The sequence below is a fragment of the Gloeocapsopsis crepidinum LEGE 06123 genome (assembly GCF_015207655.1).
Classification (GTDB): Bacteria; Cyanobacteriota; Cyanobacteriia; order Cyanobacteriales; family Chroococcidiopsidaceae; genus Gloeocapsopsis; species Gloeocapsopsis crepidinum.
The window spans coordinates 61,761-77,914 of the sequence record NZ_JADEWN010000019.1 but is presented as its reverse complement, the minus strand read 5'-3'; the positions used below and the strand labels follow the sequence as shown (position 1 = coordinate 77,914).

Here is a 16,154-nt window from a genome sequence, read left to right as displayed (position 1 = left end):
ATATGGAGTTTATGCTAATCTAACATTTCCATTAAGTTTCAAAGTATTTAAACCGAAGGGGACGCTAAAATCAGGGGATAAATATAAAACAAAAATAGAGTTAGCGACAGAAATTATTACAGAATTAATTGATGAGGGATTTAACATTGAATTGGTACTTGCTGATAGTTTGTATGGTGAGGCGAGTGCGTTCCTGTCGCCTTGCGTCGGAAAGCAACTCGCCGGTGAAAGTAGCGAATTCATTAAAAAACTCAATGAATATGAATTAGCTTATGTTGTAGCCATTAGAAGTAATCATGGAGTCTGGCTGCCAGCCTATCAGAGCGTTAGAGCGTCGGAGTGGTGCTTCTTTGAGAGAACATTTAGTAGTCAAAAATCAGAGAGTAGATATATTCGAGAAATAGTTTATGGTAAAAGACGAGACATAACATACTGGGAAATAACTACTGATCCAGAAACAATGCCGGAAAATTCTACTTCGTTTGTTATGACGAATCTTCAAGGGAATCTCAAGAAAACTTTAGGCGACCTATACGGATTAAGGACATGGGTAGAATATGGTTTTCGGCAGTGCAAGCAAGAATTAGGCTGGACAGATTATTGTTTTACTAATTTCGAGCAGATTGAGAAGTGGTGGGAGATTATTTTTTGTGTTTATACAATGATTAGTTTAAATTCTCCAGCTTTTTTAGCTTTAGATGAATCCGAGCAAAATGAAACTGAGGTACAAAAAAATTATTGGGGAGATTTTTCTAATCATCAACAATGGAATCATGAAAGCGGATGGAAGAATGTTCTAAATAATTTGCGATTAATTGTCCAACCACTCTTACTGTTTTGGTTGATTTATCCTGGGGTAGATATTTTTCCCAATTCCAATTTATTGCTTGGATTTAATCACTTAATTAGTGCAATGAATCAATTCAAATTCTTTTATTCTTCTGGATGAAAGGGTTTATCTAGTACTTGTTGATTTCGGAAAGTGACAGAAGAGGGGTAAGGTAGCTTCCTCATGCTTACACTAGCAACTTGGCACTCTATCAGGTGGGGGTAAAGTTGCTCAAATAAATAATTTCCTAAAGTAAAAAACTCTATAAACTCAAAAACTACTTGCCTAGCATCAAATTTCCATATCGGTCCGTGCAGCCAAGCATAACGCGCCGCACCAGGAATTTTCCAAACGTCTTGATCCTGAATGTAAAAACGCCTTTTGATTTTGTGAGTAGAACTGTTATATAAGATCTCCCCCATGTTTTGTTGACAAACAATGACAATGCAGCAATGGTTGTTAGCTGTGTAAGTACCTGCAACAAAGCCACGAAACAAATCCCAAGCAGGTCTAGATATAATGTTTCCTTGTCGGTCAGTTGTGAACTTACAGGAGGGGAAAAGCGGAGCATTAGCTAACTTGAGCAGCCGTTGCAGTTCGCTTAAGCGAGGGCTTTTTTTCGGCAGATACTTCTTAACTCTGCCATTGTTGAGTAACGGTTTGAGTGCTGCGATATATTGGCGTTCTAAATGGTCTAATTCTGCAATTGGAGCTAAAACATAACTGATAGCGATCTTATCCAATCCCTTCCTAGCAAACTGCTTGTAGCGATGGTGTCCGCTTCCCGCCCAACGACTCTGTAAGTTTGTTGCCTTACCAACATAAAGTAAGTAATTACGTTCGTCAGTGACAAAATAGATACCAGAAATGCTGGGAAGCAAGGCGCGTTGGCGCAATGTGCATCTTCCTCCTAAAAGTTTTGATGCAATGATATCTTCAAAACTACTTACCACTGTCTACATATAGTATTAAATGATACTAATATCATACCCTTTAAACTGTATTGCATTCATTACTGATTGAGTGAACGCAACCACCATATTGTCTAGTTTCGCCAGACAATTTTAACACCTGAAAGTCTTCTCACATTGCAACGCCCTTACTATTGTCTAGACAATAGTCTAGACAATAGCTACTATATAAGTAGGGAAGCTATTAAAGGTAGCCAAAAGATGACAACAACTATTAACTACGACCAACGGCTAAACCCACTCGATATTCGTCAAGGGCTAGCTATTTCTCAAGAGCGCATGAGTACTCTATTGAAAGTCAGTACCAAAACAGTAACTCGTTGGGAAAAAGGAGAACGACGACCTAGCGACCAAGATACGCTATCAAGGTTAGCCAAACTCAAAGAAATTAAAGAGTTAGGACTAATGATTTACACCCCAGAGGGACTTAAAGAATTCCTCAATACGCCACTACCAGTATTTAATGGACGCTGCGCTTTAGAACTCCTTCAACTGGGCGAATACGAAACTATCATTAGTGCTTTGGCTGCTGACTTCGAGGGAACGGGCTTTTAATATTATGCCCCTTCAAACTTATATATCGCCGTGGAGTGGATATGCTGTCCGGCACATACCCGATAACCCAGGCAAGACTTATGATATATACGATTTTAGATATTGCGGTCGGAGCAATGAAAATCGCTGGAACGTTGCTGGAGAACCAACACTGTATTTAGCGAAAGAAAAAGATGTTGCTTTGGCTGAATATGCGCGTCATTTCAAGGTTAATCGGACTCGAAGTTTAGCAAATCAAACTTATCGCCGTCAGGTATTTCGGTTTCGGGTCGAGTTGGAATGCGTTCTCGATTTAACGAATCCCGAAGTTTGGAGTGCGCTTTCTTTAGAGAAAGCACCAGACTGTTTTAAGGACAAAACAATCGCTCGTTCAACTGCAAATTTTATTCGCAATACGACATCGACTCAAGCGATCGTCGTTCCTTCAATTGCCTTTCTCGATAACTTGGAGCAGTGGTGTTTGGTTGTATTTTTGGAAAAATTACTGCCTGAAACACGCAATTTTTTACCATCTGTGGAAGCCGATGGCTTCTTCCAAATTGCCTAAACTTGTTCGCGAGTTGAAGTTTTAAGTAGCTGCTCGAATAAAGGATCGCCAAAATTCATAAATCGCACTGAGGGCTTGGCATCAAAAACATCTGGATGAAAGGTGACAGTGTATTCCTTACCTTCAAAAGTCAACTGCCAAGTCCGCTCAATATATGGTTCAAAAATAATACCACGAAACTTTAACAAAGCAGAATTAACAAACAGTTGCTCAATTTGCTCCACTGTAAAAGGTGTTAAAGGAATAGGTTTGCAGATCTCTGCCAAGTCTGCGGCTACATCAATGGCAACCATATCTTCTATTACCAGCCCTGTAGCTGGCGCGGTTAATACCCGCTCAAACTCAGATAACAACACATCTTCTTCCTGGGGGTCAGCACTCATCGCGGCTTGCTCGATAAAAGTGGGAACTTGTGTCAAAATCGGTTGCAAGTTACCGACAACAGCAGTAAAAGCATTGATGCGATCGCGTAACTTCCTATAAACTTTCGCTTCTACCGTCCCGTCGTAGTAAAAGTTATGAATTGTGACTGTAGGATAGACTTGTCCAATGCGGTCAATTCGCCCAATCCGCTGTTCTACCCGCATTGGATTCCAAGGTAAGTCATAGTTGAATAACACGCCGCAGGTTTGTAAGTTTAACCCTTCGCTTGCCGACTCGGTACAAAGCAATACTTTAATTTCCCCGTCTCGAAATCGGCGCTTGATGTCTTCTTTAGCAACAACCTGCCACATACCATCGACGTACAATTCGCCGCCTCGACCAGAATAACAAGCAACAAAGCTACCGTACAGTTGTTGCAAAGTAGAGCGCAGGTAGTCCATCGTATCCGTATACTGCGTAAACACAATTGCACTCTCGCGAACGGTTAACTCCTGGCGCAGCGTCGTCATAAAATGCGAGAGCTTAGTATCTTCTCCTGTATTTTCAAAGGAGCAAAGTAACTCTTCAAGATATTGGATTTCTTGCGGGTCTATTGGTTCTAAATAGGCTTCTAGTCCAGCAATAACAGCATCGTCTGCGTCTTCTACGTCTGTTAAATCGTCGCTCGTAATACTGCTACCTTGTTGCGAAAGTAGGGTATTTAACCTGCGTTGCAAAGATTCGCGTACAGCATAAAAAGAACTCGTCAAGCGCTTGCGATAAAGTGTCATCAAAAAGCCTAAAGCTTTGCGATTCTGCGCTTGTGCTAGTTGGTAGAAGTGGCGGACGTAATCGCTAACTGCGACATAAAGTGGAACTTCTCGGTTTGATTCGAGGGCGATCGCATTATCTTGGACTTGCCTTTGGGGAACGTCATTTTTGAGCAAGCCCAATTTGTAATACTGTCGCAAGGTGTCGCGGGTGTGGCGAAACATCAAATCTTTAAGCGGTGTATTAACACTCAAGTACTGCCGCGAGATATCGATAAATTGCTGATCTTCTACAATCTGGCGATTAACTGCTTTTTTTCCCTGCTGCCACATATCCTGCACTCGATAATACAACAAGCGATTTCGTTGTTCTAAATGCTTCTGCAACCTCGGACAAGGTTGTTGGGTCAGTCCTGCTCGTTGCGCTGCTGTCGTCTGCAATCGACTATGCTGCCAAATCCAGTTGAAATAACTCACCACTAACCGTGTCGTCCCCTTCGTCTGTTCCCACATTTTGCCAAACTTATTCTGTCTACGATGCCATCTTCCCATTTGTTGTCGAATCGTACCATTGGTTCTCTCCAACCGTTGTGTTCTGTCTTTACCGATGTAGTGTTCAATTTCGGGTGGCAAGACTCGTTCATAACCTCCCCAGTCATCACTATTGAACTGTTTACAAGCGGTTTTCCCTTCGCTACTGACCACTAATGCCTCAATCAATTCGTCGGTGTGCTTTCCCACTCTGGCTGCCAAAATCAGTCCACTCGAATCGGCTAAACTAACAGCAATCCAGCAGTCCCCGACCTCTAGTTCCTGTCTGATGCACTGCTTCTGTTTTTTGAAACAAATGACCACAACTCATCCGCACTCACCTCCTCGGTTTGTACCGCTTGAACTGCGGCGTTATGCACCAACTGCGCTTGCATACTGGCAGCACGAACAATGCTGACCACGGTGTTGTAGGCAAGTCCACTCGTCCGGCTGATTCCTCTGAGACTACTGCCTTCACTGTGCGCTTGCAGCACCTGCCGGATTTGCTCTGGAGTGACGTGGCGATGGTAATACAAGGTGTCAAACCGCTCATTGAACGTTTGCTTGCATTGCACGCAGAAATACCGTTGGCTCCCGTTTGGAGCTTTACCGTGTTTATCAGTGTTAGGATGACCGCACAGACGACATTCCATAGGTTCGGCTTCGCAATAGACACCCTTCTACTTTAACTGTCCCACTATACTTTGACGCACTACCGAGTATTTCAAAGCGCTGCCAATCTGTGGCAATCTGGGCAAACAGATTCCAAACACCATCATGTCCATCGCCCAAGCAAGAGAATATTTTTGCTAATGGCTGACGATTAACCCACTGTACCAATGTACAGTTGTCACAAAAAAAGGCAGCAACTGCCAGTTGGTGCAGGGCAACTGCTTTATAATCTTTCCAGACACAGGCTTGTCCCATAGGTGTACGTAAGCGCACCTTGCCACCATCAAGGCTGACCTCTTCTACCGACTGACTCTTTTGTAATAGCGGGAATTTGTGTCGATGTACCAAACGCTGTTGAGTGTTGTGCGAAACTTTGATCCCCGTAAGTATCTCAATATCTTGCTCAGCACGGGCATAAGACTCATTTGCACTCAGCAACAAGCAGCATTTTTCCAATTGTGGGCTGATTTGAGCATAAGGTAAAAGGTAATAAGTTCAACCTCACTGCTTGTTTTTCTGTGACTCTAAGTTTTCCGATGCAGCTAATGATCTGTCGGCTTCTACCTGCTGCTGTTCCTGTCGTTTTGCGGATAAAAAAACACCAATTTGAGGACTGACGTGTTCCAGTACCTGTTGGCGCACCGCTTGTTCAATTCCTTCAAGGGTTTTGAGTTTTTCCGGTTCAGTGTTTTGATAAAGAATAGCCGCAACCGCTTCTAAGTAGGCTTGTAACTTTTGGGAGTCTTCGGGAGTCATGCGCAAATACTCTTGTTCCGGTTTAGTTAATTATCTCAACTTTCGTTTGCTACTCTTTTAAGTATTCTTGCTTATTGCAAAACTGAGATGCTCCCATATCATGTCCCATTTTGCACGTATCTCGGCTTTCCCCTTGACGATTTATTCAAGTATTTAGTTGAAAAAAGCTAGTCTTTGGGAGTTATGAGTTTTGAGTTTTAAATTAAAAATTGCATTCTCTAGTTCCTAAATTCTTGATAACCGTTGAACAATTCCTCTCCAACATAATATTACCCTGTGCGTACCTTTACCATTATCTGGCTTGGTCAAATTGTCTCAACTATCGGCACTTATATGACCGAGTTTGCCCTGATAATTTGGGCTTGGGAACTGACAGGTTCAGCGACAGCTTTGGCACTTGTCGGCTTTTTTCGCAATTACTGCGCATTCCGATTACTCTGTTTGCAGGTATTATTATCGATTGCTTTAATCGTAAGCGGTTGATGATCTTAGGAGATGCAGTTGCTGCAGTTTCTACTATAGCTATCTTGCTACTGTACCTTACTGATAACTTACAAATATGGCATCTTTACTTAACAAGTGCGGTTAATGGTAGTTTTGGGCAAATTCAGCAGCTTGCCTACTCAACCTCAATTGCAATGATTGTGCCACAACAGCACTATACTCGCGCTAGTAGCATGGGTTCGATGGTACACTATGGTTCTGCGATCTTTGCTCCAGCGTTGGCTGGTAGTCTTTATCCTGTAATTGGACTGCTAGGTATTCTGTTAATTGACTTAACAACTTTTACCGTAGCGATCGCCACCTTGGTTGCTGTTAATATCCCCCAGCCATCGCGTCCTGATACCGATCAGCAAGTTTTAGAGACTCTGACTTTTGGAGTGCGCTATATCTGGAATCACCGAGGTTTACGTGCTTTATTAGTGACAACTGCACTATTTTGGTTTGCGCATGACCTTGGAGGAGCCATTTACGACCCAATGATTCTCGCACGTACCGATGGTAGTGCTCAAGTTTTAGGCAGTGTTGCGGCATCTGCTGGGGTTGGAGGCGTCACAGGTGCAGTTATTATCAGTGTTTGGGGTGGTCCTAAGCGGCGTATTGATGGCATGCTGCTAGGATTTATTGGTGCAGGATTGAGTAAAACTGTCTTTGGCTTAGGACGTACAACGTTCGTATGGATTCCTGCACAATTTTGCTCCTCGTTAAATTTCCCACTGCTGAGTAGTGCTGAAACGGCACTTTGGATGGCAAACGTGGCTCCAGAGATGCAAGGGCGGGTATTTGCTGCGAATGCTTTAATTTTACAAATTGTGTCGGCGATCGCGATTTTTATTGCTGGTTCTTTAGCCGATCGAGTATTTGAACCCGCTATGTCACCTGGAGGGATAGCAACTATCCTAGGTGGTATCTTTAGCAGTGGTTCTGGGGCTGGGATGGCAGTTTTGTATGTTATCACTGCCATCAATTTATTACTAGTCGGCTGTGGCGGCTTCGCCTACCGAGAATTACAAGAATTAGAACCTATCAAACCAAATCGCGATAACCATACTATATAGATCGAAATTAGGTATTTCTTTATTCTCCAGTAATCGAAAGATTATCAACCCAAATTCTTGGACAAACTCCTGCTGGTGTCAATTCTGGTTCTTTCTCAACAAAAATGATTGATTGTAACAGTTCCAGAAAATCTCCTGCTACCGTTGCAGATTCAATACTTGTTTTTTTACCATTATTGACAATCCAACCGTCAAACGGAAGTGAAAATGAACCTTGTAACGCTTTGACTCCTGCATGAAGCGCTTGCACGTCATCAATAAAAATGATGTTTTCCGCACTATCTAAACTATATTCTTGTTGTGCAGATTCTCCAGGAAATATGTGATAAAAGTGCGAGCTAACGCTAACTTTTGCACCGATATTCGCATGACCTGTAGGTTGTGTATTAAACCTTTTCGCTGTACCTGCACTATGGATAAAATTGCTTAAAACTCCATTAGCAATTAAGGGAATTCGTCGCGTTGGTGTTCCTTCACCATCAAAAGTTTCTGCGGCAATATTCTCAGGATGCAACGCATCATCGCAAACTGAAAGTAGAGGCGAAGCAATTTGTTTACCTAAAGATTCTGGTGTCGAAAGACTTTGCTTATCTAAAATATTTTGGGCGTTAAAAAGGTTGGAAAAAGCACCTAATAAACTTAAAAAAGCTTCGGGAGAGAAAACAACACGATACTTCCCTGATTTAACTTTTTCGTAATCCAAATGGCTAATTGTTTTTTCTGCTGCTTCTTGTATGCAACCTGGCAAATCAATTTGTTCTAAACTACGATTAATCCGAAAAGCGCCAGCACTACGAGGTTTTTTGCCTTCTTGTTCAGTCTTGCTGTAAAGATAAATCGATGTATAGGAACGCGCTTCATTGCGCATTGCACCTTCACTATTGAGGTAGAAGCGGCTGAGATCTCTTTGCGATAAACCGTTGTATGGTACGCCTTTGATTGCCGGATGCGCTTGTAAAAGTTCTTTTTCAGCTTCAATCAGTGTATCAATGAGTTGTGAAACTGGTGCTTGGGGGGCTGTTGCTTCGGTATCGGCTTTCAGTTCAGCGGTAGCTTCAGGGCTGAAGTCAGGGACATTTTCTTTTACCCCAAAGAAACTTGCTTCATAAGCTGTTTTTAAAGCCAAGTCAATACCATTAGAATCGACATCAGTAGTGCTGGTTACTCCTACTGTATTATCTTTATTCCAAACGCGTACAATGACGCTGGAACGATTCGAGGCTTTGACTTGTTTTGGTTCGCCGCTATCAACTTGAACGCTAGTTTCATCAACAGATGAGCCGTAAATATCAAATTTTTCTATTCCAAGGCGTTCTGCACTCGCTTGCGTATATCCTGCAAGTTCATCAATATTTGGCATAACTAATCTATCTTCCACCGACGGTGATTGAATCAACTTTGATATGAGGTTGACCTACGGTAACGTAAACACTACCGCTAACTGAACCGCAGAATCCTGCTGCAAGTCCTAAATCTTGCGAACACATCGAAATCTTGTTCATGATTTCTTTCGCATCACCAATTAAAGTAGCGCCTTTGAGGGGTTTAGTAATTTTACCGTTTTCAATCAGGTAAGCTTCATCAACAGCGAAGTTGAATTGTCCTGTAGGTCCGACGCTACCACCACCCATTTTTTTGCAGTAGATACCTTTATCGATTGAGGCGAATAAGTCGTCGTTGGTGTAGTTTCCAGGTGCAATATAGGTGTTACGCATCCTTGACGCTGCTGCATATGTATAGTTTTGACGGCGTCCGCTACCTGTTCTGGGGTGTCCGGTACGCATTGAACCTGTGCGATCGCTAATAAAATTCTTCAAAATGCCGTTCTCGATCAACAATGTTCTTTGGGCTGGCATTCCTTCATCGTCCATATCAATCGTCCCAAAAGCATCTTGAGAAAGTCCTTCATCCCAAGCTGTTAGGCTTTCATGCGCAATTTTCTCACCTTTCTTATCCGCAAATGGAGTCGTTTTGCGCTCAATTTGGGTAGTTTCTAGCAAGTGTCCGCAAGCTTCATGGAAGATCACGCCCCCAAACTCATTTGCCATGATAATTGGGTAATTACCAGATTCCACATAGTCTGCGTAGAGCATTTTTCCAGCAGAGTCAGCGACTTCTTCAGCATCTGTTTGATAGTTCCAACTTCTTAAAAAGTCTGCTTCGCTAGTGCTACCGACGCGCTTGCTAATTGAGGAACGATTTGTCCCATCTGCACACAACAAGTTATAACCTACAGATTGTGTCAAGCGAATATCCCTAGCAAAAGTTCCATCACTCGCTGCAACTAAAACTTCTTGCCAATCGCGGAAATATACTGCACGTCTTGATTGTACGTGAGTTGCTTTTTGTTTAAGGTGCGCATTAGCGTCGAGGAGAATTTCGCCCATTTCGCGCATTGAACTGCATCCTGCTAGCCAAGACTCTTTATCTTTTTTAATGGCGTAATCGCGTAAGAGTTCCAGGTTAATTTCTGGAACATAACCGTTAGGTGCTGGAAGTTGTAACCCTAAAATCGATAATCCTTTTTCCAGGGCGGCTTTGAGTCCTGTAAATGATAAATCGTTGGTACTAACATAGCAATCGGCTTTGCCACGAAAAACTCGGACGCCTGCACCTGTCGATAGTCGTGGAGAAATACTAGTGATTGTGTCGTCTTCAGCTAAACAGTTGATATAGTTGACTCGCTCTAAGAAGAATTCAACAAAATCAGCCCCTGCTGCACGTCCTAAACCTAAAAGAGTTGATAATGGCGCTTCCCAGGTTTCATCGAAGCGATCGCGTGTTGAGCTATATTGCAGGTTTGGTAATTCCCTAGTTAGCAGTAACGTACTGGGATGCATGGAGAGCGTCATCGGTGCAGCGTCCTTCAGTGGGTTGATTGACTACTCTCAAGTCTAGCAAATTCTTTTTTTATTCTAATTGAGCTGGGTGGTAGAGCTTTTTGAATATTTGTGACTTATAGTTAAGTGTGTGAAAATAACATCTTAAAAGTTTTGAGTTTTGGGTTTTGAATTGAAGAATCTTATTTTTTTATACTTACAATACTTGTTATATAAGTTTAATGATGAATTCGACATTCTCGTTGTGTGACTTTATGCCGATAGCGAAATATTTGATCGAGTTGCATCATGACTGACCAACTAGCAAAGAAGTCTGATAAAAATCCACCAGGTAAGCTAAAATCTATATCATCGGTAAGCAGAGTTTTATGATCTTCTGCTGTAAACTGATGGCGATGTCTCCAATATTCAAATATTCCTTCGCGCTGTTCGTCTGTAAAGAAATGGTATTTATCATATTCAGTGTGGACAGCTAACCATTTTAGGGGGATTAGACCAACAAAAATTCTCACTTCAGATAATGCTCCTACCTCCAATCCTCCTGCACGATGGATAACTTGAATATGTTGCCAAGGTGGAGTTAAAAGGTTGAGTATATCAGGACGCTCGTGAAAATTCCACACAACTTCTACAGGTGCATCAATTAGCGAAGAATATTTAAATTTAACCATTAACAATTACTTTTGCTTGAAAAATTTTCAATTTTATTACTATTAACAATTACCCACTTTGTTCAGCAGAATAATACAAGGAAGTATGATACAAAACTTGTTCTTGATGCGTTTGTAAGATACAATCCGATAATGGATAAGCTACACAAGTAATAGTGTAACCTGCTGCAATTTCTGCAGCTTGCAAAAATCTCTGTTCACTTTGATCGACTTCTCCGCTAATAATTTTGGCAACGCAGGCGGAACAGTTTCCTTGACGACACCCCGCAGGTAAACGAATTCCTGCTTCTTCTGCTATATCAAGAATGTATTGATCTTCAGAAACTAAAATTGTGCGATCAAGTGCTATGTCAGGATTCACTAATCGAACCTGATAGACCATTACTGAAAGATTACGAGTAAATGAATTGTGGTTAATATACCATATTCCCCATTACCACTGCGCAAAATTAAGAATAATGAGATTAACTCACTCCTCACCCCTCACCCCTTTTACTAGCTACTTGTGGAGGTGTGTAGTTACCGCCTAGTCCTTCTACAATAGTGCGAGTATTGGCAATAAGCTTGTTTTGGTAGGTATCAGCATCGGTTCCTGGTTCTCCTAAGCCATCGGCAAAAAGCTTACGATCTGAAACTTGAACATTGGCTTCTCTAGCGATAGTTTGAATTAACCTCGGATTGAGCGTTGCTTCAGCAAAAATCGTTGGTACACTTGATTGTCGAATATCTTTTACTAGTTCGCTCACTCTAGCAGCAGTGGGTGCTTCTTCAGTACTAATTCCTTTTAGCGCTCCTTGAATGGGGATACCATATGCCTGTGAGTAGTAATTCATCGCATCGTGGGTAGTTACTAACTTGCGTTGCTGGGGTGGAATTGTGGCAATTTGTGATTTAATCCAAGCATCAATTTGAGTTAGTTCGCTAGTAATCTGTTGAGTGTTGCGGTTGTAAAGAGATGTATGATTTGGTGCTATTTTCTCTAGGTTATCGCGAATAGTTTCTATCATAGCGATACCATTTTGAGCGCTATGCCATACATGAGGATCTGGTGCATTTTCCTCTGCTGTACTACCGTCGTCATGAGAATGCTCATGAGCGTGTCCGTGACTATGAGGTTCTGCCATAATGGGCTGTGAAACTGCGACTTCGTGTACTGCAATTGGTGCAGGATTACTAGTAGCTTCAACTAATTTGATTAAAGCTGGTTCAAAATCGTAACCACCGTATAGAATTAAATCTGCTTGTTCGATCGCTTTACGGTCTTCAGGTGTAGGTTGATACAAATGAGGGTCTTCTCCTGGTGCAACCATGCATGTTAAATCAACAGTCTCAGCGGCAACTTGTTGTGTCATGTCACACAGTACACTGGTAGTTGCAATCACTGAGGGGCGATCGCCTACTGGTTGTGTTGTATCTTGTATTGTCGAAGTTGGAGTTGGATTACAGCCGATTAACCCCAAAGTAATGGTTAGGACAATTTGCTTATAGTGCTTGTGTAACATTTTCAATTTATTTTTTGATTATCATTATCATTCTAGAAAAGTCATGTTAGAGGTTCAGCACTTAGGTGTCAACTACCAAGGAATTTCTGCTGTTGAGGATGTCAGTTTTTGCTTACAACCAGGGCAAATTGTTGGCGTGATTGGTCCAAATGGGGCGGGAAAAAGTACGCTAGTCAAGGGCATTTTAGGTTTAGTACCAACAGCGAGTGGTAGAGTAAGGTATAGGGCGCGATCGCTTAAACAGCAATTACACTCAGTTGCCTACGTGCCACAGAGATCGGCGATTGATTGGGACTATCCGATTACTGTAGAGCGTGTTGTCTTAATGGGGCGCACAATGCACACAGGTTGGTTGCGCGAACATAGCCGTCGCGCAAGAGAAATTGCAGCAGCAGCAATGGAACGTGTAGGAATCTATCATTTACGGCGGCGTTCGATTGGGGAACTTTCAGGAGGACAGCAACAGCGCGTATTTTTAGCCCGCACTCTAGCCCAAGAGGCTGAGTTGTTCTTTTTTGACGAACCTTTTGTAGGGATTGACAAAAAAACAGAATCGATTATGTTTGAGGTTTTTGAAGAATTGAAACTTCAAGGAAAAATTTTATTACTGATTACGCATGATTTGGGAGGTGCATTAACGCAGTGCGATCGCCTCTTGCTATTGAATCGTAAAATTATTGCTCATGGGTCGCTCAAAGAAGTTTTTACAAGTGAAAATATTCAGCGTGCTTATGGAGATAGTGTACTAATTTTGAACCAACAAATTATATGAATTGGTTAATTGAACCTTTAACTTTTGAATTTATGCGTCATGCGATCGCCACAGCAGTTTTGCTAGGAATTTTGTGTGCGGTTGTAGGAACATATTTAATTGTGCAGCGGATGGGGTTATTAGGAGATGTCATTGCTCATGCGGTATTACCAGGACTTGCGATCGCTTTTTTCTTTGGTGTAGATATTTATCTCGGTGCATTTGTTTCTGGAACGCTCAGTACCTTTGTTGTAACTTGGATTGAATCTCAATCTCGCATTAAAGTTGATGTCGCGATGGCATTAGTTTTCTCCGGATTTTTAGCATTAGGAATTACATTAATTACTGTATTACGGAGTAAACTTGACTTACATCAATTTCTATTTGGTGATATTTTAGGTGTAACAACTATAGATATTTGGCAAACTTTAATTACTACTATCTTTGTTTTAGTTTTAGTCAAGCTTTTTTATAAAGAATTATTATTTTATACTTTTGATCCTTTAGGAGCGCAAGCAATAGGTTTGCCTGTAAAATTCATTTATTTTGGGCTAAATGCTGCAATTACCTTAACTATTATTGCGAGCATGCAGGCTGTAGGAGTTATACTTGTTGTTTCTCTATTAGTTGGTCCAGGAATCACAGCTTATATGCTTGTCAAAGAACTTCATCAAATGATGGTAGTAGGTGCAGTTTTTGGCATTATTAGTAGTATAAGTGGTATGTATCTTAGTTATTACTTGAATATCCCTTCAGGTGCAGCTATAGTTCTAGTTGTCTCAGGATTGTTTCTGCTTGCTTTGTTGTTTAGCCCTCATCAAGGTATTTTAGCGCACCGCTCTTAGCAAGTTCTAGCCACAGATAGACACTTTAGCCTTAGGTGATTGGTACAACCGATTTGTAGAAAACTAATACATTTTTTGTGCGATCGCCGTTCCCAATATATTATCGAAAGATTTACAATAGTTACCGTAATTTCTACAGCATGGGAAAGCAACAAATATACTACCTTTAAATTGTGGGCTTATCTGACATACTCATATGGCTGTGATAATGACAAGCTTCGACAAAGCAACACCGATGAATAGTTACCAAGTCTGGTTTGCTAGGGGTGCAGCGTTAGCTAACTCAGGTCACTACTTAGAAGCGCTAGCAAATATTAACAAAGCTGTAGCAATTCGAGATGACGATCCTAGCAGTTGGGTGTTGAGAGGGGTTGTATTGGTACATTTAGAAAGGTACTCAGAAGCCCTTATCAGTTGTGAGAAAGCCCTAGAACTCGATTTTGAGCATCAAGAAGCATGGTTAATTCGCGGCGCAGCCCTGCATTATTTAGGGCGCTATCAACAGTCATACGTGAGTTATAACAAGGCACTAGGAATCAATCGTCAATCATGGTGGCAAAAAATTACTCAGGTGTGGAACAAGCTGCTTGGTATCCAAGATGCTGAAAGAATAAAAAATGTAGCTTAAACGTATTTAGTATCTATGTTGATTTTTCTTCTCGGTAAGCCAAGATAGCCCACAATAGCTACCTTGGCAATGAATAACAGTAAGACTTGTTATCCTAATTAAACTCAAGCTACTTCTGAGAAAACTTATCGCGAGACAAACCTACTTCAGCAGCAGAACGATTCAGCATTGACTGTTGTAACTGCTCTTCTTGCTGGCGTTGCTCAATCATCAATTCTCTCGCTTCTTCTGCGGTGTGACTACCAGGTGGTGTATCAACTTCCGCCTCAGAACGGCTCAACATTGATTGCTGCAAATGCTCTTCTTGCTGGCGCTGTTGTGCCATTGCCTCACGAGCTTCCTGTTCAATATGATCGGTATTCATACTGAAACTCCCTCCGTTGACTTCACCTTAAGTTTAAAAAATTTGGGGAAGCTTGGAGCAAAATATAGGTTTTTGTTAATTAAACAGCAATCCAGATGCCTACTGGTTGGTCGTAAAATGTTTTGCAGGGTACTGGCAAAGATGATTTTGACGAGCCATTGGAGGAATTTGAGAAATATGCTCCATGAAACTTCTATTGATAAGCTAGTGATTGCTCAAATAAAGCACTCAAATTTTTAGAATTGTTTGAGTATGCAGAAAAATGCCTAGGTTAACCTGTTGTTTGCTAAGTTGGTATTAGCTCTACAAGCTTGTTGCTGACAGCAGTTCTCATGCTCGAAACTACATCGTTATGGAAGAGGTTAATCGTATTGTCATCGATCCTAACATCTGTCTTGGACAACCTACTATTCGTGGTATGCGAATCACAGTAGCCTTCGTTCTGAAACTTCTAGCAAGTATGTCGATTCAGCAGATTGTTGAGGCGTACCCTGAACTTGAGCCTGAAGACATTCAACAAGCTCTTAACTATGCTGCATGGGTAGTCTCAGACCAATTTATTAGTGTTCGTTCTGCATGAATGAACTGAGATTTATAGCAGACATTCATATTTACTCCATTAACAGTCGCAGCGTTGCAAAAACAGGGCTACGATATTATACGTGTCACTGAAGTACTGCCTACAACTGCAACCGATACAGAGATTTTAGAACTCGCACGAGTAGAGAATCGGATTGTGCTTACGCAAGATTTAGATTTTTCTGCATTAGTTGCTTTAGGTGGTTATGTTCAACCTAGTTTGATTACTCTCCGGCTGTCTTCTGCACATCCTGATTTAGGATCGCAGAGGTTACTAGAAGTTTTGCCGCAGTTAGAGCAAGTACTTGTTGAGGGAGTAGCTATTACGATAGAAGATAATGGTATGCGGTATCGAAAGTTGCCTATTCGGTGAAATTTTTTGATCTTAAAATAACATCATTCTCTACTCTCTTTCAAAAGA

19 protein-coding genes and 1 pseudogene are annotated in these 16,154 nt (G+C 41.6%); 9 read left to right on the top strand and 11 right to left on the bottom strand.

Features of this window, described 5'->3' with window-relative positions; genetic code table 11:
* Positions 1-949 (top strand): transposase (locus IQ230_RS09965; RefSeq protein ID WP_193931848.1); only part of this gene is annotated, 949 nt, incomplete at its 5' end.
* On the opposite strand, the gene IQ230_RS09960 is transcribed toward IQ230_RS09965, so the two are convergent.
* The gene (locus IQ230_RS09960; RefSeq protein WP_193931847.1) at positions 934-1,782 is read right to left on the bottom strand and encodes a GIY-YIG nuclease family protein; all 849 of its coding nucleotides are present in this window, start codon (positions 1,780-1,782) and stop codon (positions 934-936) included. The two genes, IQ230_RS09965 and IQ230_RS09960, sit on opposite strands and share 16 nt — an antisense overlap.
* A gap of 219 nt (positions 1,783-2,001) precedes the next feature.
* Here IQ230_RS09960 and IQ230_RS09955 point away from each other — a divergent pair, with 219 nt between their 5' ends.
* On the top strand, positions 2,002-2,355 hold the full coding sequence (locus IQ230_RS09955) for a helix-turn-helix domain-containing protein (RefSeq protein WP_193931846.1): 354 nt from the start codon (positions 2,002-2,004) through the stop codon (positions 2,353-2,355).
* Between the two features lie 4 nt (positions 2,356-2,359).
* Positions 2,360-2,902, top strand: coding sequence for an RES family NAD+ phosphorylase (locus IQ230_RS09950; RefSeq protein ID WP_193931845.1), 543 nt, complete (start codon positions 2,360-2,362; stop codon positions 2,900-2,902).
* Here the strand turns inward: IQ230_RS09950 and IQ230_RS26540 are convergent.
* The 4 genes and pseudogenes from IQ230_RS26540 to IQ230_RS09930 form a co-directional block, all read right to left on the bottom strand.
* Positions 2,899-4,368 carry a helicase-related protein gene (locus IQ230_RS26540; RefSeq protein WP_339384068.1) on the bottom strand — a complete coding sequence of 490 codons (1,470 nt, stop codon included), beginning with the start codon at positions 4,366-4,368 and terminating at the stop codon, positions 2,899-2,901. The genes IQ230_RS09950 and IQ230_RS26540 overlap by 4 nt on opposite strands.
* A gap of 63 nt (positions 4,369-4,431) precedes the next feature.
* Positions 4,432-5,219, bottom strand: a pseudogene (locus IQ230_RS09940) (IS1 family transposase); the annotation flags it as partial.
* Entirely contained in the window at positions 5,191-5,679 is a 489-nt protein-coding gene (locus IQ230_RS09935) for a hypothetical protein (RefSeq protein ID WP_193931844.1), read from the bottom strand. The pseudogene IQ230_RS09940 and the gene IQ230_RS09935, both read right to left, overlap by 29 nt.
* A 60-nt stretch (positions 5,680-5,739) precedes the next feature.
* Complete coding sequence (locus IQ230_RS09930; RefSeq protein WP_193931843.1) at positions 5,740-5,994, bottom strand: hypothetical protein; 255 nt, start codon at positions 5,992-5,994, stop codon at positions 5,740-5,742.
* 362 nt (positions 5,995-6,356) lie between these two features.
* On the opposite strand from IQ230_RS09930, the gene IQ230_RS09925 reads away from it, so the two are divergent.
* Entirely contained in the window at positions 6,357-7,553 is a 1,197-nt protein-coding gene (locus tag IQ230_RS09925; protein ID WP_322742363.1) for an MFS transporter, read from the top strand.
* Positions 7,554-7,572: 19 nt separating this feature from the next.
* Here the strand turns inward: IQ230_RS09925 and IQ230_RS09920 are convergent, their stop codons facing one another.
* The 5 genes from IQ230_RS09920 to IQ230_RS09900 form a co-directional block, all read right to left on the bottom strand.
* The gene (locus IQ230_RS09920; RefSeq protein ID WP_193931842.1) at positions 7,573-8,913 is read right to left on the bottom strand and encodes a TldD/PmbA family protein; all 1,341 of its coding nucleotides are present in this window, start codon (positions 8,911-8,913) and stop codon (positions 7,573-7,575) included.
* A gap of 7 nt (positions 8,914-8,920) precedes the next feature.
* Positions 8,921-10,405 (bottom strand): TldD/PmbA family protein, encoded by a 1,485-nt coding sequence (locus IQ230_RS09915; RefSeq protein ID WP_407646638.1) that lies wholly within the window; start codon positions 10,403-10,405, stop codon positions 8,921-8,923.
* Positions 10,406-10,611: 206 nt separating this feature from the next.
* Positions 10,612-11,064, bottom strand: coding sequence for an SRPBCC family protein (locus IQ230_RS09910; RefSeq protein ID WP_193931841.1), 453 nt, complete (start codon positions 11,062-11,064; stop codon positions 10,612-10,614).
* Positions 11,065-11,113: 49 nt separating this feature from the next.
* The gene (locus IQ230_RS09905) at positions 11,114-11,446 is read right to left on the bottom strand and encodes a 2Fe-2S iron-sulfur cluster-binding protein (RefSeq protein ID WP_193931840.1); all 333 of its coding nucleotides are present in this window, start codon (positions 11,444-11,446) and stop codon (positions 11,114-11,116) included.
* 94 nt (positions 11,447-11,540) lie between these two features.
* On the bottom strand, positions 11,541-12,566 hold the full coding sequence (locus IQ230_RS09900; protein ID WP_193931839.1) for a metal ABC transporter solute-binding protein, Zn/Mn family: 1,026 nt from the start codon (positions 12,564-12,566) through the stop codon (positions 11,541-11,543).
* Positions 12,567-12,609: 43 nt separating this feature from the next.
* Between IQ230_RS09900 and IQ230_RS09895 the strand changes: the two genes are divergently transcribed.
* The 3 genes from IQ230_RS09895 to IQ230_RS09885 all read left to right on the top strand — a co-directional run bounded on the left by IQ230_RS09895 (position 12,610) and on the right by IQ230_RS09885 (position 14,790).
* A complete protein-coding gene (locus IQ230_RS09895; protein ID WP_193931838.1) occupies positions 12,610-13,338 on the top strand; it encodes a metal ABC transporter ATP-binding protein in 729 nt (242 codons plus the stop codon).
* Positions 13,335-14,162 carry a metal ABC transporter permease gene (locus tag IQ230_RS09890; protein ID WP_193931837.1) on the top strand — a complete coding sequence of 276 codons (828 nt, stop codon included), beginning with the start codon at positions 13,335-13,337 and terminating at the stop codon, positions 14,160-14,162. The genes IQ230_RS09895 and IQ230_RS09890 overlap by 4 nt, the downstream gene beginning before the upstream one ends.
* 208 nt (positions 14,163-14,370) lie before the next feature.
* Complete coding sequence (locus tag IQ230_RS09885; protein WP_193931836.1) at positions 14,371-14,790, top strand: tetratricopeptide repeat protein; 420 nt, start codon at positions 14,371-14,373, stop codon at positions 14,788-14,790.
* Positions 14,791-14,899: 109 nt separating this feature from the next.
* Here IQ230_RS09885 and IQ230_RS09880 read toward each other — a convergent pair whose 3' ends face one another.
* Positions 14,900-15,154, bottom strand: a complete 255-nt coding sequence (locus tag IQ230_RS09880; RefSeq protein ID WP_193931835.1) for a hypothetical protein — start codon at positions 15,152-15,154, stop codon at positions 14,900-14,902.
* 352 nt (positions 15,155-15,506) lie between these two features.
* On the opposite strand from IQ230_RS09880, the gene IQ230_RS09875 reads away from it, so the two are divergent.
* Both IQ230_RS09875 and IQ230_RS09870 read left to right on the top strand, forming a co-directional pair.
* Entirely contained in the window at positions 15,507-15,734 is a 228-nt protein-coding gene (locus IQ230_RS09875) for a DUF433 domain-containing protein (RefSeq protein ID WP_193931834.1), read from the top strand.
* 54 nt (positions 15,735-15,788) lie between these two features.
* Positions 15,789-16,106 carry a DUF5615 family PIN-like protein gene (locus tag IQ230_RS09870; protein ID WP_228054720.1) on the top strand — a complete coding sequence of 106 codons (318 nt, stop codon included), beginning with the start codon at positions 15,789-15,791 and terminating at the stop codon, positions 16,104-16,106.
* The last annotated feature ends 48 nt before the right edge of the window (positions 16,107-16,154 follow it).

Bases quoted from the DNA above. Each gene is read 5' to 3' on its own strand.
- IQ230_RS09890 (WP_193931837.1), top strand. From the start codon at position 13,335: ATGAATTGGTTAATTGAACCTTTAACTTTTGAATTTATGCGTCATGCG.
- IQ230_RS09915 (WP_407646638.1), bottom strand. From the start codon at position 10,405: ATGACGCTCTCCATGCATCCCAGTACGTTACTGCTAACTAGGGAATTA.
- IQ230_RS09875 (WP_193931834.1), top strand. From the start codon at position 15,507: ATGGAAGAGGTTAATCGTATTGTCATCGATCCTAACATCTGTCTTGGA.
- IQ230_RS09930 (WP_193931843.1), bottom strand. From the start codon at position 5,994: ATGACTCCCGAAGACTCCCAAAAGTTACAAGCCTACTTAGAAGCGGTT.
- IQ230_RS09905 (WP_193931840.1), bottom strand. From the start codon at position 11,446: ATGGTCTATCAGGTTCGATTAGTGAATCCTGACATAGCACTTGATCGC.
- IQ230_RS09920 (WP_193931842.1), bottom strand. From the start codon at position 8,913: ATGCCAAATATTGATGAACTTGCAGGATATACGCAAGCGAGTGCAGAA.
- IQ230_RS26540 (WP_339384068.1), bottom strand. From the start codon at position 4,368: ATGTGGCAGCAGGGAAAAAAAGCAGTTAATCGCCAGATTGTAGAAGAT.
- IQ230_RS09885 (WP_193931836.1), top strand. From the start codon at position 14,371: ATGACAAGCTTCGACAAAGCAACACCGATGAATAGTTACCAAGTCTGG.
- IQ230_RS09900 (WP_193931839.1), bottom strand. From the start codon at position 12,566: ATGTTACACAAGCACTATAAGCAAATTGTCCTAACCATTACTTTGGGG.
- IQ230_RS09955 (WP_193931846.1), top strand. From the start codon at position 2,002: ATGACAACAACTATTAACTACGACCAACGGCTAAACCCACTCGATATT.
- IQ230_RS09880 (WP_193931835.1), bottom strand. From the start codon at position 15,154: ATGAATACCGATCATATTGAACAGGAAGCTCGTGAGGCAATGGCACAA.
- IQ230_RS09910 (WP_193931841.1), bottom strand. From the start codon at position 11,064: ATGGTTAAATTTAAATATTCTTCGCTAATTGATGCACCTGTAGAAGTT.
- IQ230_RS09950 (WP_193931845.1), top strand. From the start codon at position 2,360: ATGCCCCTTCAAACTTATATATCGCCGTGGAGTGGATATGCTGTCCGG.
- IQ230_RS09895 (WP_193931838.1), top strand. From the start codon at position 12,610: ATGTTAGAGGTTCAGCACTTAGGTGTCAACTACCAAGGAATTTCTGCT.